This is a genomic window from Sandaracinaceae bacterium, assembly GCA_016706685.1.
GTDB lineage: Bacteria > Myxococcota_A > Polyangia > Polyangiales > Houyiibacteriaceae > JADJJE01.
In genome coordinates, this window is record JADJJE010000024.1 from 1 (window position 1) to 26,399 (window position 26,399).

Sequence of the window (26,399 nt, forward strand, 5' to 3'; positions counted from 1 at the left end):
ACGTGCGCTGGCTGGCCAGCGGACCGCGCTGCGGCATCGGCGAGCTCACCATCCCCGAGAACGAGCCGGGCAGCTCCATCATGCCGGGCAAGGTGAACCCCACGCAGTGCGAGGCCACCACCATGGTGTGCGTGCAGGTCTTCGGGAACGACGCCACCATCGGCTTCGCGGGCTCGCAGGGCAACTTCGAGCTCAACGTGTTCAAGCCGGTCATGGCCTACAACCTGCTGCAGTCCGTGCGCCTGCTGGCCGACTGCTCCGAGAGCTTCGAGGAGCACTGCGTGGCCGGCCTCGAGCCCAACCGCACCGTCATCGAGCAGAAGCTGCATGGCTCGCTCATGCTGGTGACCGCCCTCAACCCCCACATCGGCTACGACAACGCGGCCAAGGTGGCCAAGCACGCCTACAAGACCGGCGGCACGCTCAAGGCGGCGGCCATCGAGCTGGGCCTGCTCACATCCGAGCAGTTCGACGCCTGGGTGAAGCCCGAAGACATGGTCGGGTCCCTGAAGGCGCCCCAGTCATGAGCGGAAACGTCGAGATCCGTGAGCACCGCATGGGGCTCGACCTCGAAGACTTCATTCGGGTCCAGTACGACATCTTTCGGAACGACCCGGCCTACATCCCGCCGCTCGAGATGGAGCTGCGTGACCGCCTGACCCCCGGCAAGAACCCGCTCTTCGAGCACGCGGAGGGCACGCTCTTCACGGCCTGGCGCGGCGGCAAGCTGGTGGGGCGCTGCTCCGCGCAGATCGACCGCGAGCACCTGCGCGTGCACCAAGACGAGACGGGCTTCTTCGGCTTCCTCGACACCATCGACGACGCCGACGTGGCGCACCGCCTGCTGGCCTCCGCCGAGTCGTGGCTCAAGGCGCGCGGCATGAAGCGCGTGCGCGGCCCGTTCTCGCTCACCATCAACGAGGAGTCGGGCGTGCTGATCGACGGCTTCGAGCACCCGCCGGTGCTCATGATGCCGCACTCCACGCGCTACCAGGCCGGGCTCATCGAGTCCTACGGCTACGAGAAGGTGCAAGACCTCTACGCGTGGAAGTACGTGGTGGCGGAGCCGCCGCCGCGCGCAGCCAAGGCCCACGCCGACATGATGGCGCTGCCCGAGGTGCGCTTCCGCAGCGTGGACAAGTCGCGTATGCGCCAAGAGGTGGACACGCTGGTGGAGATCTTCAACGACGCGTGGAGCGAGAACTGGGGCTTCGTGCCGGCCACCGAGGCCGAGGTCGCGAAGATGGCGCAGGACTTCAAGCTGCTGCTGGACCCCGACCTGGCGTTCTTCGCCGAGGTGGAGGGCCGCGAGGTGGGCATGGTGGTGTGCATCCCCAACCTCAACGAGGCCGCGCGCGACCTCAACGGCAAGCTCTTCCCCTTCGGCTGGGCCAAGCTGCTCTACCGCCTGAAGGTGAAGGGCACCTCGTCGGCGCGCCTGGTGCTGCTGGGCCTGCGAAAGGACATGCGCGCCAAGAAGCGCTACGGCGCCCTGTCCACGGCCATGTACGCCGAGCTGGCCTACCGCGGCATGAAGAAGCCGCAGTACAAGTGGGCGGAGCTCAGCTGGACGCTGGAAGACAACCGCCCCATCAACCTGGGCATCAAGGCGATGCGCGCGCAGATCTACAAGACGTACCGCGTGTACGAGAAGGCTCTCTGATGTTGACCTCGGGTGTCCTTCCGCTGGCGCTGCGCGCCCTCCACCTCGTTGGCGCCATCCTCTGGGTGGGCGGCGTGGCCTTCGTGGGCATCATGGCGCTGGCCGCGGCCACCGCCGAGATCGACTCGCAGAAGCTGGCTCGCGTGGCCCGCATCGGCGTGCTGGCGCGGGTGACCGTGGGCATGGGCCTCGCCTGGGTGGCGGGCCTGCTCATCCTGGTGCCGTCGTTCGGCGACGTGTACGCGCGGGCGGGCTGGATGCACGCCAAGCTCACCCTCATCCTGGTGGCCTCGGCGCTCACCGGTGTGCTGTCGGGGCACCTCCGCAAGGCCGCCAACGGGAGCGTCCCGCTCTCGCCGGGCAAGCTGCGCGGGCTGTCGAGCGCCGTGCTCGCGGTGGCCACGCTGGTCGTGTTCCTCGCCATCATGAAGCCGTTCTGAGCGTGAACCCGGGGTCACGCCCGCTGTCCGGAGCGTGAACCCACGGCGCACGTCCGCGCGCTTGGCCACGCTTTGGGGGTCTTGGTAGCCTGTGGGGAGCGTCGCCCTGTTGGCACGTTGGTCGCATAGCGCAGCCGACGTACCGCTCACGCGCCCAGTCCACCGTCGTTCACCAAGAGCCCACCATGCCGAAGCCTCGCTCGCTGCTCCTCCGTCGTCTCTCGTCCTTGCTGGTCACCGGGGGCTTGGTCGCCACGAGCGCAGCCTGTGGATCCGACCCCCTCATCGTGACGGGCCGCGTGGACGTGGCGGTCTCGCCCGACACCACCGTGGTGGTGGACTTTCCCACGGCCACCACGCTGGTTCGCTCCCCGCGTGCCATCAACACCAGCGTCGCGGGCGAGTGCACCGTCGAGCGCGACTTCTTCAGCGTCATCGTCTCGCGGGACGAGGCATCCACCGGGCTGCGCAACGTTCACATCAGCAGCGACGAGGCCTCGGTGGACATCGGCGGCGTGGTGTACAGCGGGCTCGAGGGCGTGGGCTGCCTGATTGCCACACGCGTGTCGGACCCCGGCTACGGCACCATCACCTTCGACGTGGACTGCGCGCTCGATGACGGCGAGGGCAACACGGTCTCTGCGGTTGGCGCCCTGAGCTTCGAGGGCTGCCACTGACGCGCTACTGCCCGCGCCAGCGGCGGCGCGGCCCGTCGTCCACGTGCACGAAGTTGCTGTGCGGGTAGCGGCCCACGCCACCTTCGTGTGTGTCTTCCAGGTGGGTGGTGAGCCGCCGCGTGGGCACCCCGGGGATGCGAAAATCGAGCGCGCTGCCGAGCATGTGGTAGCTGGCCTCGGCCACGTCGCGGCCCTTCTTTCGCAGGTGCGCGTTGAGCTTGGGCGAACGGTAGCCACTCACCACGTGCACCCGCGGGCGGCCCTCCCGACGGGCCAGATTGGCGGCGATCGCGAAGGGGGCAGGGCTCATCGGCGATTGGTCGCCCGTCACCCGGCAACGCAGAAAGCGTGACAGGTCGGCGGCGCCGGGCAGGCCGTCGGTGGGAACGGGCAGCAGCTCCCGCGTGTGGATGTTCCAGAAGGTGACGTCGAAGCGCTGCGTGCGCGGGTCGCCTGCCAGCCGACGCGCGGCCTTGCGGCTGTAGTCCGGCAGCTCGTCCACGGCCTGGCTGTCCGCTGGTGTCTCCGCGAGCGTGGGGGCGGGCGGGGGCTCGGCCAGCAGCGCAGCAGGGAGGGCCAGTCCCGTGATGGCGCCCGCACCCAGCGCGGCCACCGCATCTCGCAGACGTTCGAAGAGGCTCACGGACACGCCGGGATGGTGCCAAGAACCGCGCCCGAGGGCAAAATCAGCTGCCAGAGTCGAGCGCGTCCGAGGGGATGGCCACTACCACCCGGTTCCGCCCCTCCTTCTTGGCCCGGTAGAGAGCGCGGTCGGCCACCTTGATGAGCTCGCTCTCGGCCTTGTCGGCGGTGGCCAGCAGCGTGGCGACGCCGATGCTGACCGTGATGTGCGGGGCGGTGCTCGAGTCGGGGTGCAACACCTCGAGACGCTGCACGCGGTAGAGGATGGTCTTGGCCACCTGCTCGGCGCCGCCCTCGTCCGTGACCGGCAGGATCACCGAGAATTCCTCGCCGCCATAGCGTGCGGGCAGGTCCGTGGAGCGCGCCGCGGAGGAGGCCAACACCTGGGCCACCGCTTGCAGGCAGGCGTCTCCGGCTTGGTGGCCCAGCGAGTCGTTGAAGCGCTTGAAGTGGTCGATGTCGATCATCAGCAGCGAGAGCGGGGCTGCCGTGCGGGTCCCTTGCTGCCACTCCCGACGAAGGCGCATGTCGAAGACGCGCCGGTTGGCGATGCCGGTGAGTGGGTCTTCACGGGACATCTTGTCGAGATCGCGTGCCAGGTTGTCGATCAACCGTGCGCGATGGATGCCGATTGATACATATGCTGTCAGGACGATGGAGGCCAAGAGGCCGCCCCAGAGCACGGACCAGGGCGACCCGGTGTGCCCCTCGGTGAGGTAGCCGGGACCTGCGTCGCTCGAGACCTGCCACGTCCGGCCGGCGACCTCGAGGGTGCGTGCCCGCCTGAAGGGCGCGTCGGCCTCCGCCTCGCCGACTTCCCACATCAGGCGACGGTTCGTGGGGGAGGTGACGTCGTAGACCCGGACCGTGATGTCGTCCGCGAAGAGCCGAAGAGCTTCGTGAATCAAGTCAGATACCCGAAACACCCCCATCACCGCTCCGCGCGGCCGTCGAGCGCGGCTGGCGTAGGCATCGTAGATGGGCACGAACACGGTCAGCACGGGCCCCGCCTCGTCGCCTTCCTCAGCCACCAGCGAAGTCAGCGGGCCCGTGGCCACGGGTGTCCCGCTCGACAGCGCTCGCAGGAGAGCCACCGAGCGCTCTTGGTCCGACTGGATGTTCAGTCCCAGCAAGTCACGGTTTGGGTCGATGGGGAAGGTGCTGGCGATGGGGTAGAACTGGTCGCCATCGGGCGCGCGCCGCAGGCTGCCATCCCGAGAGAGGTTGCGGACGAAGACGTCGTCTCCGATCTCGGCGGTGAGCGACTCTTCGAAGTGCTTGCGATCTCCCCCCGCAACCCGTGGCACCCAGGCCAGCGCTTCCACCTCGGCCACGCGCTCGAACAGGGGGGTGGCGAAGTGCTCGAGCCCTGCCTGGTCCACCGCGTCCCGCGAGTCCACGTAGGCGTAGAGAGCGTCGAGGGCCAGCAAACGTGAGTCGAGCGTGCTCTCGATGGCGGCGACGCGGGCGTCGGCTGCACGACCGAAGCGCGCCTCGAGGGCGCCATCCTCGGCGGCACGGGCGTAGCGGAAGCCCGCATAGGCAAGGGCCGACCCTACGATCAGCACGGCGAGCGCCGGCCCATAACCGAGGGAACGGTTCAGCAGACTGGCTTGCGGTGTGTTCGCCTGTTCCGACAACGGAGACCCCGCGGGAATCGTATCATGACAAGCCCGCGAGCAGCGCGCTCAACCGAAAATTGTGGACATGGGCGAAAAGTCTTACGCACGGGACACGCAAAGCGTGGGTTTGGGGACCGATAAGTGGCCACCACCGGAGACCCCACACATGACCACCACCGTTAGGCGTTCGCCCCTCACACCAGACCTCTTGCCCCCTGCGTCGCCTTCGACACCCACCGACTCCCTGTCGGGGGCCTCTTTCCGCGACTCCTTGCGCCGTGTGGCCGAGGGCATCGCCGACGACGAGCGGGCCATGGACCGCGCGCTCCGGTCTGGCAGCCACGGCCAGCTGGCGCCGGAGGCGCTCATTGCCCTCCAGGCTCGGGTGTATCGCCACACCCAAGAGCTGGAGCTGGGCAGCAAGGTGGTGGACAAGGCAGCCGGCGCCGTGAAGCAGACGCTCCAGTCTCAGCAGTGAGTCGGGCTCCGTGGCTTCAGGAGCCGTTGGGCGCGCAATCCGCCAGGGCGCGCTCCCAGCGCTCGGCAGCGGTGGTGCCAGGGGCGTCGCAGCGATGCGCGCGGGGGTGCCCTTCCTCCAGCACGATTCCCAGCGCTCGCAGGGTGGCCGCGGCTCGCGCCACGACCTCGGGGGGGACGGCTTCTCCCGTCTCGGCGAGGTCCAGCAGGGCGGCGTAAGCGTCGGCCGCTTCCGACCAAGCACCCACGGACTGGGCCAGCGCGCCGCGACGGTGCTGCAGGTCCACGTGCTCGCGATGACGCCGGGTGGCTTCACGCAACAGGCGGAGCGCGTCTTGCTCGCGCGCGCTAGCCACGAGGGCATCTGCCAACGCTGCTACCAGCGCGGTGTCGTCGGGCGCCCGGAGCCGGCCCGCCTCGAGGATGGTGATGGCGTCGGCGGGGCGCTGGAGCAGCAGGAAGGCGCGCCCCAGCTCGAGATAAGGCTGTGGCGCGGATGGGTTGGCCCGCATGGCGTCTTCGAAGTGACGCTGGGCGAGCGCCGTGTGGCCGGCCGCCGCCTGGGCACGACCCCGCGCGAGCTCACGCTCCATGCGGGCCTCCCTGCGGCGCGTGAGGTCCGGGTCGGTCAGCGCGGCTTGCGCGTGCGCACGGCTGGGGAGCCACCCCAGGCCCACGAGGCTGAGACACACGAGAACGACGAAGCGGTGGGGCAGCACGCCCGAGTGTAGCGAGCTGCGAGGTGGTGGGGCCACCTCAGACGGCCAGCAGCTCGCGCAGGCGGTCCAAGCCCTTGTGGTGCAGCCGGCTGGCCCAAGAGATGCTCAGCCCCAGCTCGCGGGCCACGTCGTCCAGCGAGCGCTCGTCGAAGTAGAACGCCACCAGGATGGTTCGCTCGCGCTCGGGCAGCTGCTGGAGTGCGCGCCGCACCTCGGTCTGACGCTCGCGGCGCAGCAGGGGGCCGTCGGGCGTGGGCGCAGCGTCGGGGTCGGCGTCCACACAGCTGGCCACGAACGACGTGGTCAGGCGCGCGAGCGTCCGCTGCATGGCCTCGGCGGCCCGCTCGGGGGAGCGACCCGCAGGATCGGCGGCGCGCTCGAGGCCAGCGCTCTCGGCGATGTCGTCTGCGGCCTGCTGGCGCTTGGCCCGCAGCATGCCCTTGGGCGGCGCGTCCACCATCTTGCGCACGCCGTCCAGCATGGCGCCGCGGATGCGGTAGTAGGCAAAGGTCCCGAAGCGGGCTCCGCGGCTGGCGTCGAAGCGTGAGTGCGCCTCGAGCAGCCCCTGAATGCCGAACGCCTCGAGGTCCTCCACGGCCACCTGTGTCCCCACCTCGGCGCGGACTCGGCGCGCGATGGCGTGGATGAGAGGCTTGTGCTCGCTGATCAGCGTGGCGCGGTCGGAGTCGCTCATGGGCAGTCGCGGAGAGGGCGGTGTGTCAGGATACGCACACACGCATACATGCAGTGGCGAACCATGACCCGAAAACGCGAAGGTGCCACCCGCCCACGCGGGTGATGCAGCCGGCGACCCAGGCTGCTACCTTCGCGGCCGATGAGCACGCTCGCGAGACCGGGATTGGCGCGCACGGACCGTGGCGTGTCACGGCCGCTCCGAGCGTGGCTGACGCGAGCACTCTCGGACGACATGGCCCTCGACGAGCTGGCCCTGGCGTGGCGCGAGCACCCGCCGGCCGAGCGGCGCCAGCTGGTGAGCCTGTTCCACCGCGACGTCAGCGATGCGTCGGTGGACCCGGCGCGCGCGCAGGCGCTCTTCGCCACCATGCTGGTGCTGGAGGATGACGCGGTCCTGCAGGCCGAACTGCTCGCCAAGCTCGGCGCGCTCGAGCCGGCCTGCGGCGCCTTCGTGTATGGGAACGCCACCGCAGGCGGTGCGGCACTCTGCCGCGAGCTGAGCGCCAGCCACTGGGAGTGCCTGGTCATCGACTGGCATGACGGAACGGCGGGGCGGGTGGAGCACCGAACGGTGGAAGCAGGCACGAGCCGAGCGGCCATGGCATCCATCCCACCCGCGCAAGACGAACAGGACACATGGCAGCAAGTCAGCGCCCACACGGCATGTGACCGCTTCGCGTTGCCGCTCCTGCGCTACACGCGAAGTGGTGGGCAGCTGCCGCCCGGTGCCGGGCGCTTTGCCACCCTCCTCACGCGCGGCAGCTGAAGCCATGGCCACCATCCTGCACATCGAAGACGACCCCGTGAACCGGCGCTTGGTCACCAAGCTGCTGAGCGCCGCGGGGCACACGGTGGTGGACGCCGCCACCGGCCTCGAGGGCATTCGCATCGCGGCCGAGTTGGTGCCGGACTTGATCCTGGTGGACATCAACATCCCGGACCTCGACGGCTACGAGGTCACGCTGCGCCTGCGCGGCATTCCCTCGCTGGCCACGACACCCATCGTGGCCATCACGGCCGAGGGGGACCGCGAGACCAGCCTTGCCGTGGGGTGCGACGGCTTCTTCGGCAAGCCCATCGACGCTCGGGTGTTCGCGCGGCGCATCGAGCGCTTCATCGGCGGCAAGCGCGAGCGCGGCGATCAAGCCAGCGGCGAGGCCCGTCTGCGCGAGAAGAGCCAGCAGATCGTGGCGCGTCTCGAGGCCAAGGTGCGCGAGCTGTCGGAGGCAAACGCCCGTCTCGAGGAGATGGCGCGCTTGCGCCGCGAGTTTCTGCGCAACGTCACGCACGAGCTGGCCACGCCCATGACCCCCGTGGTGGGCTACCTGCGGCTGCTGCACAACCAGGACCTCGGCCCGCTGAGCGCGGCGCAACACAAGTGCGTGGAGGCCATGACCACCTCCACGGACCGCCTGCGCGCCGTGGTGGATTTGCTGCTCGACGTGAGCACGTTCGAGTCGGGCAACATGCAGTTCAACACGCGCGCCTTCGACTTCCTCGCCGTCGCGCGCGAGGCGGTCAACGAGGTGCGCGGGCTCGCCGATTCGCTCAACGTGGAGCTCGTGCAGGAGCCGGCCGCCACGGGGCCCGCCGCGCTAGGGGACGCCGACAAGATCCGGCGCGCCATGGTCCACGTCCTGGACAACGCCGTGAAGTTCTCGCCGCCGCACGGTCAGGTGTGCGTGGCGGTGCGCCCGGTCCCGGGGGTGGGCAGCGATGGCCTCGCGCCGCGCGGCTATGCCTTCCTGGTGGCCGATGACGGTCCCGGTGTTCAGTCGGCGCAGATCGAGCGCGTGTTCGAGCCCTTCTACCAGGCCGACGGATCGCGCACGCGGCGCCACCAGGGCGTGGGGCTGGGTCTAGCGTTCGCGCGGCGCGTGTTCGAGGCTCACGGGGGCACCGTCACCATGCAGTCGCCGCCCACCGAGGACGTGGCAGGTCAACGCTCGCGCGGTGCCCTGGTGCGGCTGGTGGCGTTGCGGGAGGGGTCAGCGGCGGGGGCCCGAGGCGGGTCGTGATCTACCTCGACCACCACGCGGCGACCCCGCTCGTGGCGGCGGCGGAGCGGGCCATGGCAGAGGCGCGCGAGCGCGCGTGGGCGAACCCATCGAGCGTGCACGCCGCAGGTCGCGACGCGCGGGCGCTGCTGGAGCGCGCGCGCGAGCAGGTGGCCGCGGCCGTGGGCGCGAAGGCCGCGGACATCGTGCTGACCAGCGGGGGCACCGAGGCGTGCAACTTGGGGGTGCACGGGCTCTTGCAGCGGCCGGGTGGTCGGCAGCGAGCCACTCTCACCGCGCTCGAACACCCGGCGGTGCGAGCCGCAGCCGAGGCCGAGGGGACCGTCACCGTCGTGGGCAGCCCCGCCGACGCGTGGCCCACGGCGGAGCAAGTGGTGTCCCGGATGGAGCCGGGCGACGTGCTGGCCGCGCAGTGGGTCAACCACGAGACCGGGGTGGTCCTGCCCGTGCACGCCTGGGCCGAGCAGGCGCGTGCCCGCGGCGCCACGGTCTTCGTGGACGCGACCCAGGCCCTCGGAAAGCTCCCGGTCAATCTCGATGACGCCCCGTTCGACGCGGTGGCCTTCGCTGGGCAGAAAGTGGGTGGTCCCGCAGGCACCGGCGCGCTGTGGGTGCGCCGCGGAGTGCAGCTCGGTGCGCTCCTCCGCGGAGGCGGGCAAGAGCGTGGGCGACGCCCTGGCACGCCCAACGTGCTGGGCCACGTGGGGTTCGGCGCGGCGTGCGCAGCGTTGCACGTGAGTCCGCTCTCGCTCACCGCCGTAGGGGCACTGCGCGACAGGCTGGAGGCCCACGCGCTATCGCTCGGCGGCATGGTCAACGGGGCCCCCTTGCAGCGGGTACCCACGGTGACGCAGGTGGCGTTCCGCGGGCAGCGCGCCGACGTGCTGGTGGCCGCGCTGGACGTGGAGGGGGTGTGTGCCTCGGCCGGGGCCGCCTGCTCGAGCGGCCTGACCGAGCCCATCAAGGCCGTGCTGGCGCTGCACCCGGCGGAGCCCTGGCGGGCGACCGCGTCCGTGCGCTTCAGTCTGTCGCACACCACCAGCGCCCACGAGGTGGAGCTCGCGATGGCCGCGCTGACCCGGGTGCTCACGCGCGTCTGAGCACTGGGTGCGCGGTCGCGGTAGCGCTGCTATCACACCTCCCCATGCTCGAGAGCCCCACACGCCGCAGGATCCTGGTCGCCATGAGCGGCGGCGTGGACTCGTCCGTGGCGGCGGCGCTGCTGCACGAGCAGGGGCACGACCTGATTGGCGTCACGCTGCACCTCTGGGACGCGAGCGGCGAAGAGCAGGTGGGGCGCTGCTGCGCGCCGGAAGACCGCGACGACGCCCGGCGCACTTGCGAGGCGCTGGGCATCCCGCACTACGTGCTGGACGAGCGCGAGGCCTTCCGGCGGCACGTGGTGGACCCCTTCTTGGACGAGTATGCAGCGGGCCGCACCCCCATCCCGTGCGTGCAGTGCAACCGCACCGTGAAGCTGGTGCACCTGGCCGAGCTGGCGGGGCGCTTCGGTGCCACCCACGTAGCCACGGGCCACTATGCACGGACCACCCAGGACGGGGCTCGCACCCGGCTGCTGCGGGGCGTGGACCACGGCAAGGACCAGAGCTACTTCCTCTTCGGGCTGCCGCAACACACCCTCGCGCGCATGATCTTTCCGCTGGGGGAGAGGATCAAGGACGAGACCCGCGCCGAGGGCCGCCGGCTGGGGGTGCCCAACGCCGACAAGCCGGACAGCCAGGAGCTGTGCTTCGTGCCGGACGGGGACATCCGTGGCTTCGTCTCGCGTCAGCGCGGCGGGACGGCGTCTGGCACCTTCGTGGACGAGCAGGGCACCCGCCTCGGCACGCACGAGGGCATCGAGGGCTTCACCGTGGGCCAGCGCAAGGGGCTGGGCATGGGTGGGGGCAGCGAGAAGCCGCGCTATGTGCTGCGCATCCTCCTGGACCAGCGGCAAGTGGTGCTGGGCGACGAGGCCGCGCTCGGCTCGCGCTCGCTGGTGGTCACGGACGCCGCGTGGGTGGCGGGCGCCATGCCAGACGGACCCTTCGATGCGTCGGTGCGCGTGCGGTACCGGCACGACCCTGCGCCCGCTCGCATCACCCCCACCGCAGCGGGCTTCCGTGCGGACTTCGCCTCGCCTCAGCGCGCCATTACACCTGGGCAAGCGGCGGTGGTATACGTCGGGGATGAGGTCGTCGGCGGCGGATTCATCACCGAAGAGCGTGTCCCCGCGCAGCAGCATGCGCTGGTCTGAGCAGGGCGTGCAGGTGATCGCTCGGGCAGGGCGGCACCTCGCCGTGGCCTTGACGCTCTGCTTGGGTGCATGTGCCAATGGGGAGGGCGAGGGCGAGGTCAGCGGATCGGTGTCGGCACCCGAGTGCGGCATCGATGACACGGCGTGGGAGCTGCGGCCCGACTTCTTCGTGCAGGACCCGTGGGAGAACACGGCCGTCATCCGCGTCCAGCGCGGCAGCAACTACCAAGACCTGAGCAATGGCCTCGTCATCTCCATCAGCGACGTGGAGGAGGTGCGGGGCAGCTTCGGGACCCCCATCGATCTCTCGGCCGAGGACTCCCCGGTCACCATCACCCTCACCCTCGATGGCACCTGCCGGCCCGCGCGGCGCGACCCGTCCGTGGTGCTGATCGCCCGCTCGGGCACCATCACCTTCACCGCGCTGTACGACCCTCGCTCGGACGACGGCCCCGAGACCAGCGCCACCATCGACGGCCTGGTCATGGACGATGGCGAGGAAGAGCCGTCCACGGCCGAGCTGAGCGGGTACTTCACGTTCCTGTTCGCGCGCGGGCGTCCCGGGCAGCGCTACCCGTGAGGGCCAAGCGGCCCGTTGCGCAGAAGGGTGGTCCCGCTGCGCCGCTCCCGCGCTTCGTGGATGGGCGCGTCACCCAGCTGGCCATGGGCGGCGACGGTGTGGTCCAGACCGAGCTGGGGGACGTGTTCCGCGCGGGGGTGTTCCCCGGCGAGCGGGTGCGTCTGAAGGGTTTGCGTCGGCAGGGAAAGCTGTTGCTGGCGGGGGACGCAGAGGTGCTCGAGGCGTCGGCGCAGCGCCGCGCTGCGCCCTGTGTTCACGCCGAAGCCTGCGGTGGCTGCGCATGGATGGCGCTGGCCCCCGAAGCCCAGCGCGACGCTCGCCGCACGTTGATCGAGCGGGCGCTCACGAACGCACGCGTCACGCCGCTGCAGCCGGTGGAGCTGGACCCGGCCGGGCTCGAACAGGATCTGGGCTATCGCAGCCGCGCACGCATGCGCTTCGAAGGGGGCGTGCTGGGCTACCGAGCGAGCGGGTCGCGGCGGGTGGTCCCCATTGCGCACTGCGTGGTGCAGTCGGACGCCATCGCGTCCGCGGTCACTGCCCTCGGCGCAGCGTTGACGGCCGCCGCGGCTCCAGGCGGGATGGACGTGCACTTGGGCCACGGCGAGCGCGGCGTGGTGGTGGAGCTGCGCAGCGACGGCCCCCTGCCGCCCACGGTCTACGCCGCCATGGAGCGCCTGGTGCAGCACGGCGCGCTGCAGGGCGTGGGGATCCTCGCCGGTGGTGCCACCAGCCACGCGGTCTTCGGCGACCCTGCCGAGGCGGCCGTGGACCTGACGGGGCAACCGCTGAGCGTGCCCCTCGCGGGCTTCTCGCAGGCCAATCCGGCGGTCAATCAGGCGCTGGTGGCCACGGCCGTGCTGTGGGCCGAGGCGAGCGGCCAAGACACCCTCGAGCTGTACTCGGGGAGCGGCAACCTGAGCGTGGCGCTCGCGGCGTCGGGCGCCCAGCTCACCGCCGTCGAGCGCGATGAGGCTGCGTCCGCGCTCGCCATGCGGAACCTGGCCGCGCGTGGCCTGAGCGCCAAGGTGCTCACCGGCAATGCGGCCGACTCGCCCAGCAAGCGCTTCTCGCGGGTGGTGCTGGACCCCCCGCGCGAGGGTGCAGAGGACGCCGTGGGCCGCATTGCCCGCGTGCACCGCCCAGACCGCATCGTCTACGTCTCGTGCGACCCGCGCACCCTGGCGCGGGACATCGCCACGCTGGTTCACTCGGGCTACCAACTGGCCCGTGTGCGGGGCTTCGACATGTTCCCCCAGACGCCCCACGTCGAGACCGTGGCGCTGCTCACGCGTGCCGCTCCGACTTGAAGCCAGGCGCGATGCATCGTAGGACCACGGCCGATTCCCGATGCGCTGCCCCTTCTGTAGCAAGCTCGACAACAAGGTCATCGACTCACGCCTCTCCCAGGCGGGTGAGGTCGTGCGGCGCCGCCGCGAGTGCGAGGGTTGCGGGCGCCGCTACACCACCTACGAGCGCATCGAGCAGACGCTCCCGCTCGTGGTCAAAAAGGACGGCCGCCGCCAGCCCTACGACCGGGTAAAGCTGCTCGCCGGCCTGCGCCGCGCGTGCGTGAAGCGGCCCGTCTCGGCCGAGACCCTCGAGCGCCTGCTCAACCGCCTCGAGCGCCAGCTGGTGGACATCGGCGACCCGGAGGTGAGCTCCGCGCTCCTGGGAAGCAAGGTGCTGGGTGCCCTGCGCGACACCGACCCAGTGGCCTACGTGCGCTTCGCCAGCGTGTACCGCGACTTCCAGAACGCCGAGGAATTCATGGAAGAGCTGCGCACCCTGGTGGACGAGAGCAGCGCCTGAACCATGCGCGCGACGGAGCGAGACGACCAACGCTACATGCGCCGGGCCATCCAGCTGGCGCGGATGGGTGACACCAGCCCCAACCCGCGCGTTGGCGCGGTGGTCGTCCGCAACGGGGTCGTGGTGGGCGAGGGGTATCACGAACGCGTCGGTAGTCCGCACGGCGAGGCCAACGCGCTGCGGAACGCGGGGAAGCTGGCCCGCGGCGCCACGCTCTACGTGACCCTCGAGCCCTGCAACCACCATGGGCGCACGCCTCCCTGCACGGAGGCGGTGATCGCGTCGGGGGTGAAACGAGTGGTGGTGGCCAGCGTGGATCGGCACCCGCACGTGCCGGGCTCGGCAACCCGGCTGCGCGCGGCGGGCATCGACGTGGAGATTGGTGTCTGTGGTCAGGAAGCCGACGAGCTGGTGCGCAGCTTCTGGAAGCACCTCACCACCGGCCTGCCGTACGTGTGCCTCAAGGCCGCGGTGACGCTGGATGGGCGCATGGCCACGCGCACGGGCGACAGCCGCTGGATCACCTCGCTCGCCAGCCGCCGTCAGGCGCACCGCCTGCGCGCGGACAGCGACGCCGTCCTGGTGGGCTCGTCCACGGTCATCACGGATGATCCCATGCTGGACGTGCGGCACGTGCGCGGGCGCAACCCGCTGCGCGTGGTGCTGGACACCAAGCTGCGCACCCCGCCCAGCGCGGCGCTGCTGCGCCCGGGTGGGGCCGAGACGCTCATCGTGCACGCCCCCGGGGTGCCGAAGGCCCGCGCGCAGGCGCTCGTGGCGGCGGGCGCAACGCTGCTCGAGGTGCCGCGCGGGCCAGGCGGCGTGGACCTGCACGCCACGCTGCGCGCGCTCGGATCACGCCACGTGGTGCGCCTGCTGGTGGAGGGCGGCGGCAAGGTGCACGGGGCGCTGCTGGACGCGGGCCTCGCGGATCACGCCTCCGTGTTCGTGGCTCCCGTGGTGGTGGGGGACGCGCAGGCGCCTGCGTTTGCGTCCGGCAGAGGGAGCGATACGATGGCCGGCTCTCATCGCATCGAGGCCCCTCGTGTGCGGCGGCGCGGCCCAGATGTTTGGATGGATGGACCGTTGGTGAAGGACCGATCGGAAGACTAAATGACGACGATGCAAGACAGCATTGAGCGCGTGATGCGCGCCCTCGACGAGATCCGCGCCGGGAAGATGGTCATCCTGGTGGACGACGAGGACCGCGAGAACGAGGGCGACCTCGTGATGGCGGCGGACCTGTGCACGCCCGACGCCATCAACTTCATGGCCAAGCACGCGCGCGGCCTGATCTGCCTGCCCATGACGGCGGAGCGCGTGGACGAGCTCGAGCTGCCCATGATGGTCAGCCAGAACCGTGCGTCTCGCGAGACGGCGTTCACCATCAGCATCGAGGCGCGTCACGGCGTGACCACTGGCATCAGCGCGGCCGACCGCTGCCACACGGTGCTCACCGCGGTGGCGTCAGACGCGCGGGCCTCGGACATCGTCAGCCCCGGTCACATCTTCCCGCTGCGTGCGCGGCCGGGTGGTGTGCTGCAGCGCACCGGCCACACCGAGGGCGCCGTGGACCTGGCGCGCCTCGCGGGGCGAGCGCCGGCCGGCGTGATCTGCGAGATCATGAAGGACGACGGGACCATGGCCCGCTACCCGGACCTGGTGGAGTTCGCCACCGAGCACGGGCTGCAGATCCTGAGCATCGCGGACATGATCGCGTACCGTCTGACGCGCGAGCGCATGGTGCGCCCCGTGCGCAAGGCCGACATCGCCATGCCGTCCGGGAAGACCTGGGTGGCCCACACCTACGAGGTGACCCTGGGCGAGGGGCGGCAGTTCCTGGCCATGAGCTACGGCTCCATCACGGCCGAGCCCACGCTGGTGCGCGTGCACACGGGCAGCGTGCTGGGCGACGTGTTCCAGGTGCGCATGGGCGACCGCGTGCACATGATCGACGCCATGGAGTGCATCGAGCGCGAGGGGGCCGGCGTCATCCTGTTCATCCCGGGGCGTCCGGATCCCGTCACCGACATCGCCTTCTACCTGGGCGAGCCGCTCGAGCCCACCCGCACGGACCCCGGCGTGGTGCTGCGCGAGTACGGCCTCGGCGCGCAGGTGTTGAGCGACCTGGGTCTCTCGAAGATTCGCATCCTGACCAACCGCCCGCGGCGTCTGCCCAGCCTCGAGGGCTACCACCTGGAAGTGGTGGAGCAGCTCTTGGTGCAGCCCGGCAAGGCGGGCGAGGGCGCCCGCGCGGTGCACGCCAGCGCCGAGTAATCCCGCTACACCCATGCCCACGCGGTACACGGCCGTGCGCTTCCCGGCTTCGGGCTCGCGCGGGCACCGGAAATGCGACACAGTGCGACGCTGCGCAGCCCCGAGGGCTGCCAGCCTGCCGGGCAGCCCAAGGAGAATGAGAGCCACATGAGCGTCAAGACCTACGAGGGAGACCTCCGCGCACCCGAGGGCGCTCGCTTCGCGATCGTCGCCTGCCGCTTCAACCACCTGGTGGTGGACCGTCTGCTCGAGGGCGCGCTGGACGCGCTCAAGCGCGCAGGCGGAGTCAGTGACGACCGCATCGTGCTGGCGTGGGTGCCAGGCGCGTTCGAGCTGCCTCTCACGGTCAAGCGCCTCGCGGCCAGCGGCCAGTTCGCGGCGGTCATCGCCCTTGGCGCCGTCATCCGCGGCTCCACGCCGCACTTCGACTTCGTGGCCGGTCAGGCCGCTTCGGGCGCCAGCGCCGCCATGCTGGCCACCGGCGTGCCGGTCGCGTTCGGCGTCATCACCACCGAAGACATCGAGCAGGCCGTCGAGCGCGCCGGCACCAAGGCGGGCAACAAGGGCTTCGAGGCCGCCATGACGGCGCTCGAGATGGCCAGCTTGGGCACGGCCCTCACGCGCGACGGACTCTAGGCCGCTGTGGGACAACGACGAGACGGCAGGCAGGCGGCGCTCCAGGTGCTCTATCAGATGGACACCGTGGGCTACTCCGCCGAGGCCGCGCTGAAGCTGTACTGGGGCTCGCTCGTGAGCGCGGATGAAGCCTCGGACGGCCTCACGGGCGACGAAGAGCTGCCCGAGCCGCTGGACGAGGAGACACGCGCCTTCGCCGACAAGCTGGTGCGCGGCTATGGCGAGCGGCAGGAAGAGATCGACGCGACCATCCGCGCCGTCAGCCACCACTGGCGCCTCGAGCGCATGACGCGCGTGGACCGCAACATCCTGCGGCTGGCCACGTGCGAGCTCATGCTCATGCCGGACGTGCCGCGCCGCGTGACGCTGAACGAGGCCATCGAGCTGGCCAAGCTCTTCGGCAGCGAGGGCAGCGCGGGCTTCGTGAACGGCGTGCTCGACCGCATCGCGTCCGAGCTCCACAAGGAGTGAGCGCGTGGAGATCGCCTTCGTCGCGCCCGACCTGCGTCGCCTCGACAAGCTGCGCAACGAAGCGCTGGCCGCGGCGCTGTTCGAGGGCGAGTGGCCGCTGCGCGGCGCGCTCGGGCTGCTGGACTGGCGTCTGGCAGGGCGCATCTCACGCTTGATCCAGTCGGGTGTCGCCAGCGGTGTGCGCGGGGAGTCGATCTTGATCCCCGGGGAGTCCAAAGTGGCCTTCGACAAGCTGTTTCTGCGCGGTGGCGGGCGCGCCAGCGAGTTCGATGGGGCCGCATTCGACGAGGCGCTCGAGGCCATGCTGACGACCCTCACGCGGGCTGGGGTGCGCAGCGCCACGCTGGTGCTGCCGGGGCGCGCGCTCGGGCTCATCTCGCCGGCCGACGCGATGGAGCGCTTCCTCGCCATCATCGAGGCGCACCCGGAGCACGACGAGATCACGCTGGTGGAAGAAGCCGACGCCCAGCGCGAGATGGAGCCCGTACTGTTGCGAGCGCGCCGCGCCGCGAGCGTCTACGAGGTCTGAGGCGCCCGAGGCTGGGGCTGCTCAGGGCGCATCAGGCGTGGGCAGCCACCAGCGGTCGAGCGTCGGGTCGCTCGGGTCGTCACCCTCGGGCTGCCACCACTCGCGCGGCTCTTCGGTGGCCTGCGTAGCGGGTCGATCGGGCGAGGCCCACCAGGGCAGGCCGGGCTGCACGGCCACACCGCGCGGAGCCCGTGCGGCGGAGGCGGCCCACCACGAGGGCGTGCTGCGGGGGCGCCCCGACGCCGGTTCGGCGGCGAGGCGCAGCGTGAAGCCGACCTGCTGGCGCGGGCTACGGATGCGTGGCCAGCGCATGGACACGGCGGCGTCCGCGATGCATCGCTCGAGCTCACCACCCGGCAGAACGGACACGAACGCCACGCGCCCACCGCGTTCCAGCACGAGGCGCACCCGCACGCTGCGCAGGCTGGGCTGCTGCGCGTGCGCGGCCTCGAGGCAGGGCGACAGGCGCGACATCTGCTCGAGCGCGTGCGCCTCCACGCTCTCGTTCGACGCGAGGCGCGGCAAGCTGACATCGTCTTCGGCGCTCTCCGGTGCCGGCAGGTCCACGGCTTCGCTGGGCTCCGACCCCGCCACCGTCTCGCGTGCGTGCGCAGCGTGAGCCACGGCGTCGGTCAGCGCGGGGTGCGTGCCGTTGCGCCCCAGCAGCTCCACCAGCTGGGCCCGCTCGCGGCTGCCGCCCAGTGCGTCAACGGCACGCGCCGCGTGCACTAGCGGCGTTGCGTCCTCGGCGAAGCTGCTGTCCGCGCGGTAGCGGCGCACGAACGCCAGCAGCGGGGCGAGCGCCTCCGCGCCGCCCCAGCGCACCAGCTGATCGATGACCAGGGGGAGCGCCTCGAGCGGTGTGGCCGGCTCGTCGAGGTGGCCCAGCAGCGCGGCGTAGGCGTCGGTGCGCTCGGCCCGCGCGAGCGCCGGAATGATGGCGTGCAGCGGCGGAGGGGACCGCTCGCCCCCTTCGGCCAGGAAGTCGTAGCGACCGCCCAGCGCCTGCACCAGCGCGTCGGTGTCGCTCGCGCGTGCCCGCAGCGTCATGGCGATGGCGTCGCGCACCGGCGGTTCCGTGCGGCGATCCACGTAGATGGCCAGGAGCCCCGCGGCGACGCTCTCGGTGACGGTGGTCAGCAGATGGGCGGCATACACTTGATTCGGAACGGTGCGCGTGTCGTGCGCGCGCAACACGCCCAGCAGGCTCGAACCGGGATCGGGGGGCGGCCGTGCTTCCACCGTGCGCGTGTCGGGGCCGGTGCCCGGCACGGCTTGGGCCGACCGCAGCGGCGGCAACGCTTGCTCGAAGCGCAGGGAGCCGTCGTCGGGGTGCAGGCCCTCGAGCCGACCGTCGGCGTGCAGCAGCGTCAAGCCGTCCGCCGTGGCCAGCGTCGCGACCGGCGGCGTGGTCAGCGTGTGGACGAAGCGGAACGCCCCCACGCCATCGAAGGCGAAGACATGGCCGTGCGTGATCACGTAGACCCGATCGGCGCCTGGTGTGTCCGATGGCTCGAGCGGCACGCGCGCCCAGTGCACTGGCGCGGGACGTGCTGCGTTCGACGTTGCGCCACGCTCGCCGCCTTCTGCGCCGGGCTCGCGCGGCGGTGTGTGGTCCAGCTGGGCGTCGAACGGCGGTGCGGGCACGAGCGCCAGATCCGGATCCAGCACCGCGTCGGCCGCGTTCGTGTCGGCGACGCCCGGACGCAGCGCGTACGCGCGCCGCCCACCGAAGTAGACGCGCCCCTGGTCCATGCGCGCCCAGCGAATGGTGTCGTCGTGGGAGCGCCGTCGTGCGCGCTCCGTGCCGTCGCCCGCGTCGAGCAGCAGCAGCTCGTGTCCGTCGTGGGGGATCAGCAGCAGGCCCGCGCGCAGCAGCGGCGCACCCAGGTCTCCATCGGCGGGGAGTCGGTGTGTGACCTGCACGCCACCGGCGCCGACGGTGCCGAGCCTGATCTGGGCGCGGCGTGGGCTGGTGGCCTCGATCACGGCCAGCCGTTCCCCTTCGACCGACGCCCCCACCAGCTGGGTGCGTTCATCACGCGGCACGCTCCCGAGGTCGTTGCCCTCAGGCCATCGGCGCAGTCCGAGGCGGGCCGCGGAGACCTCGCCGATGGAATCTCCGCACACCAGCAGCTCTGCGGCGGTGCTCGCGGTGCGGTACCGCTCGTGACCCGCAGCGTCCACGAAGATCAGCTCCCCAGCCGCAGTGAGCGCGGCAAAGCCTGGCGTGCGCGGGTCGAGCGGCACCGCGAGCGCGTGTTGGGCGAGCTGATCCAGCGTGGCGCTGGCGTTGGCCGGACGGCGCGGGTCCACCGTGGCCGGGGTGTGACCTCCGCAGCCCGCGGCCACGAGGCATACCGCCAACGCTGCATGCCGCAGCGGAGGACGCGACGAGGCTCGATTCATGGCACACCCGGTGGGGCTTCGGGCGTCTCCGCCGGCGCTCCGGGTGCCGCGTTCGCAGGCTGTACGGGTTGCGGTGGCTGCCCTGGCTGCCCCGGGCGCACGCGCGGGCGCAGAGGGATGCGCCGGATGCTGCGCTCGAGGTCGGCGCGCAGCGAAGCCGGTGCGCTGGCCGGAAGCTCGCGATGCCACTGCACCAGGAAGCCACGCACCTCGAGCCCGGACACCTCGAAGAGCCGATGCAGCACGCCTTGCTTCAGCTCCCACGAGAGGTCCGCGCGGCGAACGATGCGCGCGTAGCCCTCCAGCATGGCGCCCAACGGGACGCGCTCGAGGTGGCCGTCGTAGCGCGGCAGCTCGGCCTCACTGACCAGCGCGCCGATGGAGCGCGTGGCGTCGTGCACGCCGCGCTCGAGCGCGAGGAACAAGCGGGGGAGCGCCTCGTGGGCCCCCATCTCGCCGAGCGCCCGGGCGCACAAGCCGCGGATGCTGGCGTCCGCGTCGGACAGCCCCCGTGACACGGCCTCCCGCGCGTCCGGGCCTCGCAGGCTGGCGAGCGCCAGGTAGGCCCGCCGGCGCGCGCCCACGCGCCGATGCAGCGTGAGCGAGACCAGCGCCGCCGTGGCGCCCTCGTCGGCGCGCTCGCGCAGAGCGTCGATGGCGGCGTCCACCTCGGCGTCCGTGCCACCGGCGAGCGCAGCGTCCACCAGGGGAGCGAGCGCTGCTGTGGGGGCCGGTCGGGTGCGCTGTGCGGTGGCGTTGCCGGACACCCATGGGAGCGCGAGTGCCAGGCACGTGGCGAGGGCCGCGGCAGCCCGTGGAGGCGGCCGTAACGCGATCGCGGAGCGCTCCACGGTGAGGCTCGGAGCGAAGGGGGGCGCGACATCACGGCGGAACGGGACCACGGCCAGAGCCTGCCACAACTGCCCCCCCGTCGCCCTCACGAAGGGCCGCTCCCTGCTCGCGCGTGCAGCGCCCTCCTGCTACGCCTCGCACGTGCCGCGTCAATCCTGGACCTCCGCGCTACGGCAGCACGTCGCCGCTCGGCGCAACCTGCTCGCCACGTGCGCCATCCTCGGCGCGCTGCTCGTGGTCTATGACCAGAGCGGCGTGCGGGCCGCGTCCGATCTTCCCACCGCGCTCGGCGCGGCCCTCGACAGCCAGGGGCTCGAGCTCGACCCCTCGTCGCTCATCTGGATGGACGAGCCCACGGCACCCACCGGGCTGCGCTCGGCCATCTTCATCGCGGCCTCGCAGCAGGGCGACGCCGAGGTCTATCACGCGCGCATCCGCGCCGGCGCCACGTCCGTGCTGGGCGTGCACGCGCTCAGCAACCTGACGCGCACGGCAGGTGCCGACGAGTTCGCGCTCACCCGCGTGGACGACCACACGGCGGCCTATCTCAGTCGCGTGCTCGACGGTGTGGACGCGCTGACGCTGCTGGATCTGCGTGGGGAGCCCGCCTCGCTGACGGCCGGCTGGTCCGCGCGCACGCGCACCCAGAACCAGGTCACCAATTTCCAAGAGACCGGGCGGCGCCAGGGCTTCGGGCGCACGCGCGTGAGCTTCGGCACGGCCGAGGCGGAGGCCGCGCTGAGCGTGGACGCGGGCACCGTGCGCGTGGTGGGCGGCGCGCTCCACCTGGCCATGGCGCGCGACGCCCACGGCGTGTGGCAGGCGCGCGAAGGAGCCGACCTGGTGGAGGTGCGCGCGGCCGAGAAGGGTGAGCCGGGCACCATCACGTGGGTGGTGGACAGCGTGCGCAACCTGAGCTTCGTGGGGCCCGAGCCCATCGCCTGGCTCGAGCACCGCGTGTTCGGTGTGCGCGACGTCTTCCAGCGCGTCTGGTACCGCGTGGCCGGCGCATCGGAAGAAGAAGCCGAGGCCGAGGCTGCCGCCGACCTGTCCATCGAGCCCGAGAGCGCGCGCCGCGCCGAGCTGTCGGTCACCGACCCCGAGCTGGGCTGGCCGCCTGCGCCGCTCGAGGCCCGCGTGCCGGGGCGCGCCAGCGGGGAGGGCGAGTGGAACCCCATCGTGGACGACCCCTTCGTGCGGTCGTATCCCAACGCGCCGCCGGCGTTCTACAGCACGCATCTCCGCGTGGACATCGAGCGCCCCTACACGCGCGTCTACATGGTGGTGTGGGACCCGCGCCAGGTGCAGCTGCGCGTCATGACCGGCACGCGCGAGCCCGAGAGCGCCACGGGTGAGACGGGCCCTGGCCTGGTGCCGCGCGACCCCGAGACCATGGAGCGCGTGGTGGCGGGCTTCAACGGCGGCTTCCAGTCGCTGCACGGTGAGTTCGCGATGATGAGCGAGGGACGCGTCTACCTGCCGCCCAAGCCCTTCGCCGCGACCGTGGCCGTCTACCGCGATGGACGCACCTCCATGGGCTCCTGGCGTGATCCGCCCGAGGGCGTCACCACGTTCGAGGAGGAGTGGGCTGTGGCTCAGATCCCCGCCGACGTGGTGGAGATGCGCCAGAACCTGACGAGTGTGGTGGAGGGCACCGAGGCCAACCCGTGGCGCCGCTGGTGGTGGGGCGCCGCGCCCTCCAACGACGGCCAGCAGGTGTTCATCCACCGCTCGGGCATGTGCCTCACGTCCGAGGGGTTCATGGTCTACTTCTGGGGCAAGGCCATGAGCTCGGACGCGCTGGCCAACGCCATGCTGGCGGCGCGCTGCGTGCGCGGCATCCACCTGGACATGAACGACCGGCACACGGCCTTCGAGCTCTACAACGTGCAGCCGGTCAGCCAGCCGTTCGCGGACATCGGGCGCCCCATCGACCGCGAGCTCGAGTTCCAGATGAACGTGCCCGACAGCCAGGGCGCCTATCACATGCGCGGCCGCAAGCTGGTGCGCTCCATGACGCCCATGCGTTTCCCGCGCTACATCCAGCGCGACCCACGGGACTTCTTCTACCTCACGCTGCGGCCCACGCTGCCGGGCCCCGCCATCGCGCTCAGCGGTGCACCACGAGCCGAGGGGGAAGGGCAGTTCCAGACCACGGGCCTGCCCCACGCGGGCTGGCCGCATGCCTTCGCGCGCGCGTTCCTGGGCGGTGAGGCTGGGCAGCGCACGTGGCTGGTGCGCGTGGACCCACGCCGTGCGCCCCCCGCTCCAGTGGCTCCCGAGGGGCAGACGCGCACGCTCGCCTACCTGCGCGACGCGAACACGCAGCGCGGTCCCGTGGCGCTCTACGCCACCGTGGGCATGGTGGGCCGGCGCTATGCGGTGGGGACTGCCCCGGCAGACGCCACGGTGCTGGTGCGCGGCCGCAGCCTGCGAGACGTGCCAGGCGCCGAGGCCGCCATCGGCGTGGACCACGACGGCTTCCTGCTCTACGCCGAGCGCCAAGCCGGGGACACGCAGCCGCTGCTCGCGCGCTTGACGGCGGCAGGCGTCACGGATGCGGTCGCGCTCGAGACCACGGTCAGGCTCGCTTTCGTGGTGGGCGATCGCACGATCGGCCCCGACGCCTTCGAACGGCCGCTGGAACCAGCGCAGGCCCTGGCCTTCCGCGCGGACGAGCGCCCGGAGACGGAGGTGCTCTTCCCAGACACCCGGCCGCGGCCGTACATGGAGTGGGGCCGCATCCAGGACACCCGGGTGCGCTATCGCTACGAGTCGGATCGCACCCGACGCTTCTCCCGGGTGCCCGGCGCGCCGCCCTGATCGCCAGCTTTCCGAAAACGTAGCGTTATCGCGCTATTGACCGCATTCACCGGCTTTGTCTATCCTTGCGCGTCCTTGGACCCCAAGCGCGCACGAAAGACCCCCCAGTGAAGCAGCCCATCCCCTTCGGCAATTATCTCTTGCTGGAGCGAGTCAACATCGGCGGAATGGCCGAAGTCTTCAAAGCGAAGGCCTTCGGCGTGGAGGGTTTCGAGCGCCTCGTCGCCGTGAAGCGAATCCTGCCGAGCATCGCGGAGGACCAAGAGTTCATCACGATGTTCATCGACGAGGCGAAGATCGCGGTGCAGCTGTCGCACGCGAACATCTGCCAGATCTTCGACCTCGGAAAGGTGGGCGACAGCTTCTTCATCGCCATGGAGTTCTGCGCGGGCAAGGACGTGCGCGCCATCTTCGACCGTGGGCGCAAGCTCAAGGAGACCGTGCCCATCCCCATGGCCTGCTACACCATCATGAAGGTGTGTGAGGGCCTGGACTACGCGCACAACAAGAAGGACGCCGCCAGCCGGGATCTGCACTTGGTGCACCGCGACGTGAGCCCGCAGAACCTGCTCGTCACGTGGGACGGCGAGATCAAGATCGTGGACTTCGGCATCGCCAAGGCCGCCAACAAAGCGGGAAAGACGCAGGCCGGAATCCTCAAGGGGAAATTCGGTTACATGTCCCCGGAGCAGGTGCGCGGTCTGCCCATTGACCGGCGCTCCGATGTCTTCGCCGTGGGTATCTGCCTCTACGAGCTGCTCACCGGCGAGCGCCTGTTCTACGGCGACAGCGACTTCAACACGCTCGAGATGGTCCGCAACGTCGAGATCGTCCCCGCCACCACCTACAACAAGAGCATCCCGCAGGAGCTCGAGCGCATCCTCTTGAAGGCACTCGCGAAGGACGTCGACGACCGCTACCAGACGGCGATGGACCTCCATGACGACCTCCAGTCGTTCATGTACACGAGCGGCAACTTCTTCGCCCGCAAGGACCTCAGCGCCTACATGCGCCAGACGTTTGCCGAGGAAGTGGCCAAAGAGGCCGCCCGCGACGAACAATACCGAAAGATCAAAGCGCCAGCGGCGTCGCCCCCAGCAAAGGGCGCACCCAAGGCGCCTCCCACGTTGCCGGCTACATCCGGCGCCAAAGCCACGAGCCAGGGTCAGGGTCCAGCCACTATGTCGAACGTACCACCACCACCACCCGGAGGCGGCTCTCCGAAGAAGCCCGTCAATCAGCCCAGCCAGACCATTCAAGGAGTGGGTGGGGCGCCTTCGCTGCGTGGCGGGAGCTTGCCTCCGCCCATTCCGGGCGTGCGGGCCAGCGCGCCCACGCCGCCCCCGCCGGCCACGCCGGCGCCTGCCATGGACATGGACTGGGACGACGACGGCGAGGCCACCCAGATCTACGACAAGTTCGACGAGATCGAGGGCCTGTCCGCCACGCCCCTCGGTGGCGCTCCCGCTTCGACCACGCTGTCGGGTGGCCTCTCGGCGCCCATCGTCTCGGCTGGGCCCATGGGAAATCCGTCGCCCTTCGATGACCTGCCCGCAGGGAGCCCTGCGGCCACCCCGGCCACCAGCAAGGTCGCCGACCCTGCGCCTGCGAAGGCCGCCGAAAAAGCGGCCACGCCAGCGAGTGGCGAGAAGAAGAGCATGGGGCCCATGGTCATCGGGTTGGTCGCCGTGCTGCTGGGCCTCGCCGCCGCCGCATGGTTCCTCCTGGCCAAGGACCCCGGCACCATCCGCCTCGCCACCGACCCGCCGGAGAGCGAGGTCTACATGGACAGCGTCCGTGTCGCTGGCTCGAGCAGCCCCTTCATCATCACCAACGTGACGCCCGGCGTGCCGCACATCATCGAGGTGCGCGCCGAGGGCTTCCGCTCGTGGTCTGCCCCCATCACCGTGCAGTCGGGTCAGGAGCTGTCCATGGACGCCGTGGCGCTCCGCCCCGAAGGCGCCGCAGGTACCACGCGCGTGGCAGCCGGCACCGGCGGGTTCACGCTCAACACCACTCCGCCCGGCGCCACGGTCTACGTGGACGGAACCCGGGTCCCGGGCACCACGCCGGTCACCGCCGCAGACCTGAGCGCGGGTGCCCACCAGGTGCGCGTGGAGATGGAAGGCCACGGCACGTGGCAGGACGAGATCGTCATTGCGGCGGGGCAGACCGTCGCCGTCCCGTCGGTGACGCTGAGCCCGGCCGATGTGCTGGTGCGCTTCGCCAGTACGCCCCCCGGCGCCAGCGTGCTGCTGGTGGGCCCGAGCCGCGAGCGTCGCCTGGGCGTGACGCCCACCGAGGTGGACGTGGACATGCAGCACGGCCCCTACACGGTGCGCATGACGCTGGACGGCTATGCCGAGTGGAGCGAGCCACTTCAGGTCACCGGCACCGCGCGCGAGTTCGACGTCAACGCGACGCTGCAGCGCGCCGGCCGCGTCGGGCCGGGGACCACCACGGCGGGCACCCCGCCCACGGGGACCATGACCGCAGACGCCACCGACATGGCCGACACCACCACTGTGGCCGCCATGGACGAGCCGGCGGAGACGCCGATGACCGCGGGCGGCACGGGCCCGGGCACGCTGCGCATCAACACGCGCCCCTGGTCGCAGGTCTACGTGGACGGCCGCCTCATCGGCAACACCCCGCAGATGAACATCTCGCTGCCCGCGGGCTCGCACCGCGTCACGCTGGTGAACCCCGACTTCAACATCCGGCAGAGCGTCTCGGTCACCATCGAGGCGGGTCAGGTCACGACGCGGGTGCTCACGCTCGACCGGCCCGAGTAGCCAG

General features: G+C 71.1%; 25 protein-coding genes. 19 read left to right on the forward strand and 6 right to left on the reverse strand.

The genetic code is table 11. The features are described 5' to 3' along the window. The 4 genes from IPI43_24515 to IPI43_24530 form a co-directional block, all read left to right on the forward strand. The coding region (locus IPI43_24515) for a class II fumarate hydratase (GenBank protein ID MBK7777249.1) at nucleotides 1–527 on the forward strand (527 nt) is incomplete at its 5' end. After that, nucleotides 524–1,663 (forward strand): hypothetical protein, encoded by a 1,140-nt coding sequence (locus IPI43_24520; GenBank protein MBK7777250.1) that lies wholly within the window; start codon nucleotides 524–526, stop codon nucleotides 1,661–1,663. The genes IPI43_24515 and IPI43_24520, both read left to right, overlap by 4 nt. Beyond that, a complete protein-coding gene (locus IPI43_24525; GenBank protein ID MBK7777251.1) occupies nucleotides 1,663–2,103 on the forward strand; it encodes a CopD family protein in 441 nt (146 codons plus the stop codon). The genes IPI43_24520 and IPI43_24525 overlap by 1 nt, the downstream gene beginning before the upstream one ends. 185 nt (nucleotides 2,104–2,288) lie before the next feature. After that, entirely contained in the window at nucleotides 2,289–2,780 is a 492-nt protein-coding gene (locus IPI43_24530) for a hypothetical protein (GenBank protein MBK7777252.1), read from the forward strand. Nucleotides 2,781–2,784: 4 nt separating this feature from the next. Here the strand turns inward: IPI43_24530 and IPI43_24535 are convergent, their stop codons facing one another. Next, nucleotides 2,785–3,342, reverse strand: a complete 558-nt coding sequence (locus IPI43_24535) for a YcbK family protein (GenBank protein MBK7777253.1) — start codon at nucleotides 3,340–3,342, stop codon at nucleotides 2,785–2,787. A gap of 124 nt (nucleotides 3,343–3,466) precedes the next feature. Next, the gene (locus IPI43_24540; GenBank protein ID MBK7777254.1) at nucleotides 3,467–4,990 is read right to left on the reverse strand and encodes a diguanylate cyclase; all 1,524 of its coding nucleotides are present in this window, start codon (nucleotides 4,988–4,990) and stop codon (nucleotides 3,467–3,469) included. A gap of 220 nt (nucleotides 4,991–5,210) precedes the next feature. Between IPI43_24540 and IPI43_24545 the strand changes: the two genes are divergently transcribed. Beyond that, a complete protein-coding gene (locus tag IPI43_24545; GenBank protein MBK7777255.1) occupies nucleotides 5,211–5,522 on the forward strand; it encodes a hypothetical protein in 312 nt (103 codons plus the stop codon). A gap of 16 nt (nucleotides 5,523–5,538) precedes the next feature. Here IPI43_24545 and IPI43_24550 read toward each other — a convergent pair whose 3' ends face one another. Beyond that, complete coding sequence (locus IPI43_24550) at nucleotides 5,539–6,240, reverse strand: tetratricopeptide repeat protein (GenBank protein ID MBK7777256.1); 702 nt, start codon at nucleotides 6,238–6,240, stop codon at nucleotides 5,539–5,541. Nucleotides 6,241–6,277: 37 nt separating this feature from the next. Next, nucleotides 6,278–6,934 (reverse strand): sigma-70 family RNA polymerase sigma factor, encoded by a 657-nt coding sequence (locus IPI43_24555; protein MBK7777257.1) that lies wholly within the window; start codon nucleotides 6,932–6,934, stop codon nucleotides 6,278–6,280. A 141-nt stretch (nucleotides 6,935–7,075) separates the two neighbouring features. Between IPI43_24555 and IPI43_24560 the strand changes: the two genes are divergently transcribed. The 12 genes from IPI43_24560 to IPI43_24615 all read left to right on the forward strand — a co-directional run bounded on the left by IPI43_24560 (nucleotide 7,076) and on the right by IPI43_24615 (nucleotide 17,516). Beyond that, nucleotides 7,076–7,702: a hypothetical protein gene (locus IPI43_24560; GenBank protein ID MBK7777258.1), complete on the forward strand. Its 627-nt coding sequence runs from the start codon at nucleotides 7,076–7,078 to the stop codon at nucleotides 7,700–7,702. Between the two features lie 4 nt (nucleotides 7,703–7,706). Next, on the forward strand, nucleotides 7,707–8,954 hold the full coding sequence (locus IPI43_24565) for a hybrid sensor histidine kinase/response regulator (protein MBK7777259.1): 1,248 nt from the start codon (nucleotides 7,707–7,709) through the stop codon (nucleotides 8,952–8,954). After that, a complete protein-coding gene (locus IPI43_24570; GenBank protein ID MBK7777260.1) occupies nucleotides 8,951–10,054 on the forward strand; it encodes an aminotransferase class V-fold PLP-dependent enzyme in 1,104 nt (367 codons plus the stop codon). Before IPI43_24565 ends, IPI43_24570 begins: the two co-directional genes overlap by 4 nt. 83 nt (nucleotides 10,055–10,137) lie before the next feature. Continuing rightward, entirely contained in the window at nucleotides 10,138–11,211 is a 1,074-nt protein-coding gene (gene mnmA / locus IPI43_24575) for a tRNA 2-thiouridine(34) synthase MnmA (GenBank protein MBK7777261.1), read from the forward strand. Continuing rightward, on the forward strand, nucleotides 11,198–11,791 hold the full coding sequence (locus IPI43_24580; protein ID MBK7777262.1) for a hypothetical protein: 594 nt from the start codon (nucleotides 11,198–11,200) through the stop codon (nucleotides 11,789–11,791). The genes mnmA and IPI43_24580 overlap by 14 nt, the downstream gene beginning before the upstream one ends. Next, nucleotides 11,788–13,101: a class I SAM-dependent RNA methyltransferase gene (locus IPI43_24585; protein MBK7777263.1), complete on the forward strand. Its 1,314-nt coding sequence runs from the start codon at nucleotides 11,788–11,790 to the stop codon at nucleotides 13,099–13,101. Before IPI43_24580 ends, IPI43_24585 begins: the two co-directional genes overlap by 4 nt. Before the next feature lie 40 nt (nucleotides 13,102–13,141). Beyond that, nucleotides 13,142–13,603, forward strand: a complete 462-nt coding sequence (gene nrdR, locus IPI43_24590; protein MBK7777264.1) for a transcriptional repressor NrdR — start codon at nucleotides 13,142–13,144, stop codon at nucleotides 13,601–13,603. Between the two features lie 3 nt (nucleotides 13,604–13,606). Then, nucleotides 13,607–14,716, forward strand: coding sequence for a bifunctional diaminohydroxyphosphoribosylaminopyrimidine deaminase/5-amino-6-(5-phosphoribosylamino)uracil reductase RibD (gene ribD, locus IPI43_24595; protein ID MBK7777265.1), 1,110 nt, complete (start codon nucleotides 13,607–13,609; stop codon nucleotides 14,714–14,716). Then, the gene (gene ribB, locus IPI43_24600) at nucleotides 14,717–15,880 is read left to right on the forward strand and encodes a 3,4-dihydroxy-2-butanone-4-phosphate synthase (protein ID MBK7777266.1); all 1,164 of its coding nucleotides are present in this window, start codon (nucleotides 14,717–14,719) and stop codon (nucleotides 15,878–15,880) included. A 147-nt stretch (nucleotides 15,881–16,027) separates the two neighbouring features. After that, nucleotides 16,028–16,516 (forward strand): 6,7-dimethyl-8-ribityllumazine synthase, encoded by a 489-nt coding sequence (gene ribE, locus IPI43_24605; GenBank protein MBK7777267.1) that lies wholly within the window; start codon nucleotides 16,028–16,030, stop codon nucleotides 16,514–16,516. 6 nt (nucleotides 16,517–16,522) lie between these two features. Beyond that, complete coding sequence (gene nusB, locus IPI43_24610; GenBank protein ID MBK7777268.1) at nucleotides 16,523–16,987, forward strand: transcription antitermination factor NusB; 465 nt, start codon at nucleotides 16,523–16,525, stop codon at nucleotides 16,985–16,987. 4 nt (nucleotides 16,988–16,991) lie between these two features. Then, nucleotides 16,992–17,516 carry a leucyl aminopeptidase gene (locus IPI43_24615; GenBank protein ID MBK7777269.1) on the forward strand — a complete coding sequence of 175 codons (525 nt, stop codon included), beginning with the start codon at nucleotides 16,992–16,994 and terminating at the stop codon, nucleotides 17,514–17,516. 21 nt (nucleotides 17,517–17,537) lie between these two features. Here the strand turns inward: IPI43_24615 and IPI43_24620 are convergent, their stop codons facing one another. Together IPI43_24620 and IPI43_24625 are read right to left on the reverse strand one after the other, a co-directional pair. Continuing rightward, nucleotides 17,538–19,883 carry a hypothetical protein gene (locus tag IPI43_24620; GenBank protein ID MBK7777270.1) on the reverse strand — a complete coding sequence of 782 codons (2,346 nt, stop codon included), beginning with the start codon at nucleotides 19,881–19,883 and terminating at the stop codon, nucleotides 17,538–17,540. A 38-nt stretch (nucleotides 19,884–19,921) separates the two neighbouring features. Then, the gene (locus tag IPI43_24625; protein ID MBK7777271.1) at nucleotides 19,922–20,776 is read right to left on the reverse strand and encodes a HEAT repeat domain-containing protein; all 855 of its coding nucleotides are present in this window, start codon (nucleotides 20,774–20,776) and stop codon (nucleotides 19,922–19,924) included. Between the two features lie 142 nt (nucleotides 20,777–20,918). On the opposite strand from IPI43_24625, the gene IPI43_24630 reads away from it, so the two are divergent. Together IPI43_24630 and IPI43_24635 are read left to right on the forward strand one after the other, a co-directional pair. Next, complete coding sequence (locus IPI43_24630; GenBank protein MBK7777272.1) at nucleotides 20,919–23,600, forward strand: hypothetical protein; 2,682 nt, start codon at nucleotides 20,919–20,921, stop codon at nucleotides 23,598–23,600. Between the two features lie 107 nt (nucleotides 23,601–23,707). Then, a complete protein-coding gene (locus IPI43_24635; protein MBK7777273.1) occupies nucleotides 23,708–26,395 on the forward strand; it encodes a serine/threonine protein kinase in 2,688 nt (895 codons plus the stop codon). Nucleotides 26,396–26,399: the final 4 nt, after the last annotated feature.

Bases quoted from the DNA above. Each gene is read 5' to 3' on its own strand.
- mnmA (MBK7777261.1), top strand. From the start codon at position 10,138: ATGAGCGGCGGCGTGGACTCGTCCGTGGCGGCGGCGCTGCTGCACGAG.
- IPI43_24565 (MBK7777259.1), top strand. From the start codon at position 7,707: ATGGCCACCATCCTGCACATCGAAGACGACCCCGTGAACCGGCGCTTG.
- IPI43_24525 (MBK7777251.1), top strand. From the start codon at position 1,663: ATGTTGACCTCGGGTGTCCTTCCGCTGGCGCTGCGCGCCCTCCACCTC.
- IPI43_24520 (MBK7777250.1), top strand. From the start codon at position 524: ATGAGCGGAAACGTCGAGATCCGTGAGCACCGCATGGGGCTCGACCTC.
- ribD (MBK7777265.1), top strand. From the start codon at position 13,607: ATGCGCGCGACGGAGCGAGACGACCAACGCTACATGCGCCGGGCCATC.
- ribE (MBK7777267.1), top strand. From the start codon at position 16,028: ATGAGCGTCAAGACCTACGAGGGAGACCTCCGCGCACCCGAGGGCGCT.
- IPI43_24545 (MBK7777255.1), top strand. From the start codon at position 5,211: ATGACCACCACCGTTAGGCGTTCGCCCCTCACACCAGACCTCTTGCCC.
- IPI43_24560 (MBK7777258.1), top strand. From the start codon at position 7,076: ATGAGCACGCTCGCGAGACCGGGATTGGCGCGCACGGACCGTGGCGTG.
- ribB (MBK7777266.1), top strand. From the start codon at position 14,717: ATGACGACGATGCAAGACAGCATTGAGCGCGTGATGCGCGCCCTCGAC.
- IPI43_24555 (MBK7777257.1), bottom strand. From the start codon at position 6,934: ATGAGCGACTCCGACCGCGCCACGCTGATCAGCGAGCACAAGCCTCTC.
- IPI43_24530 (MBK7777252.1), top strand. From the start codon at position 2,289: ATGCCGAAGCCTCGCTCGCTGCTCCTCCGTCGTCTCTCGTCCTTGCTG.
- IPI43_24580 (MBK7777262.1), top strand. From the start codon at position 11,198: ATGCGCTGGTCTGAGCAGGGCGTGCAGGTGATCGCTCGGGCAGGGCGG.
- nrdR (MBK7777264.1), top strand. From the start codon at position 13,142: ATGCGCTGCCCCTTCTGTAGCAAGCTCGACAACAAGGTCATCGACTCA.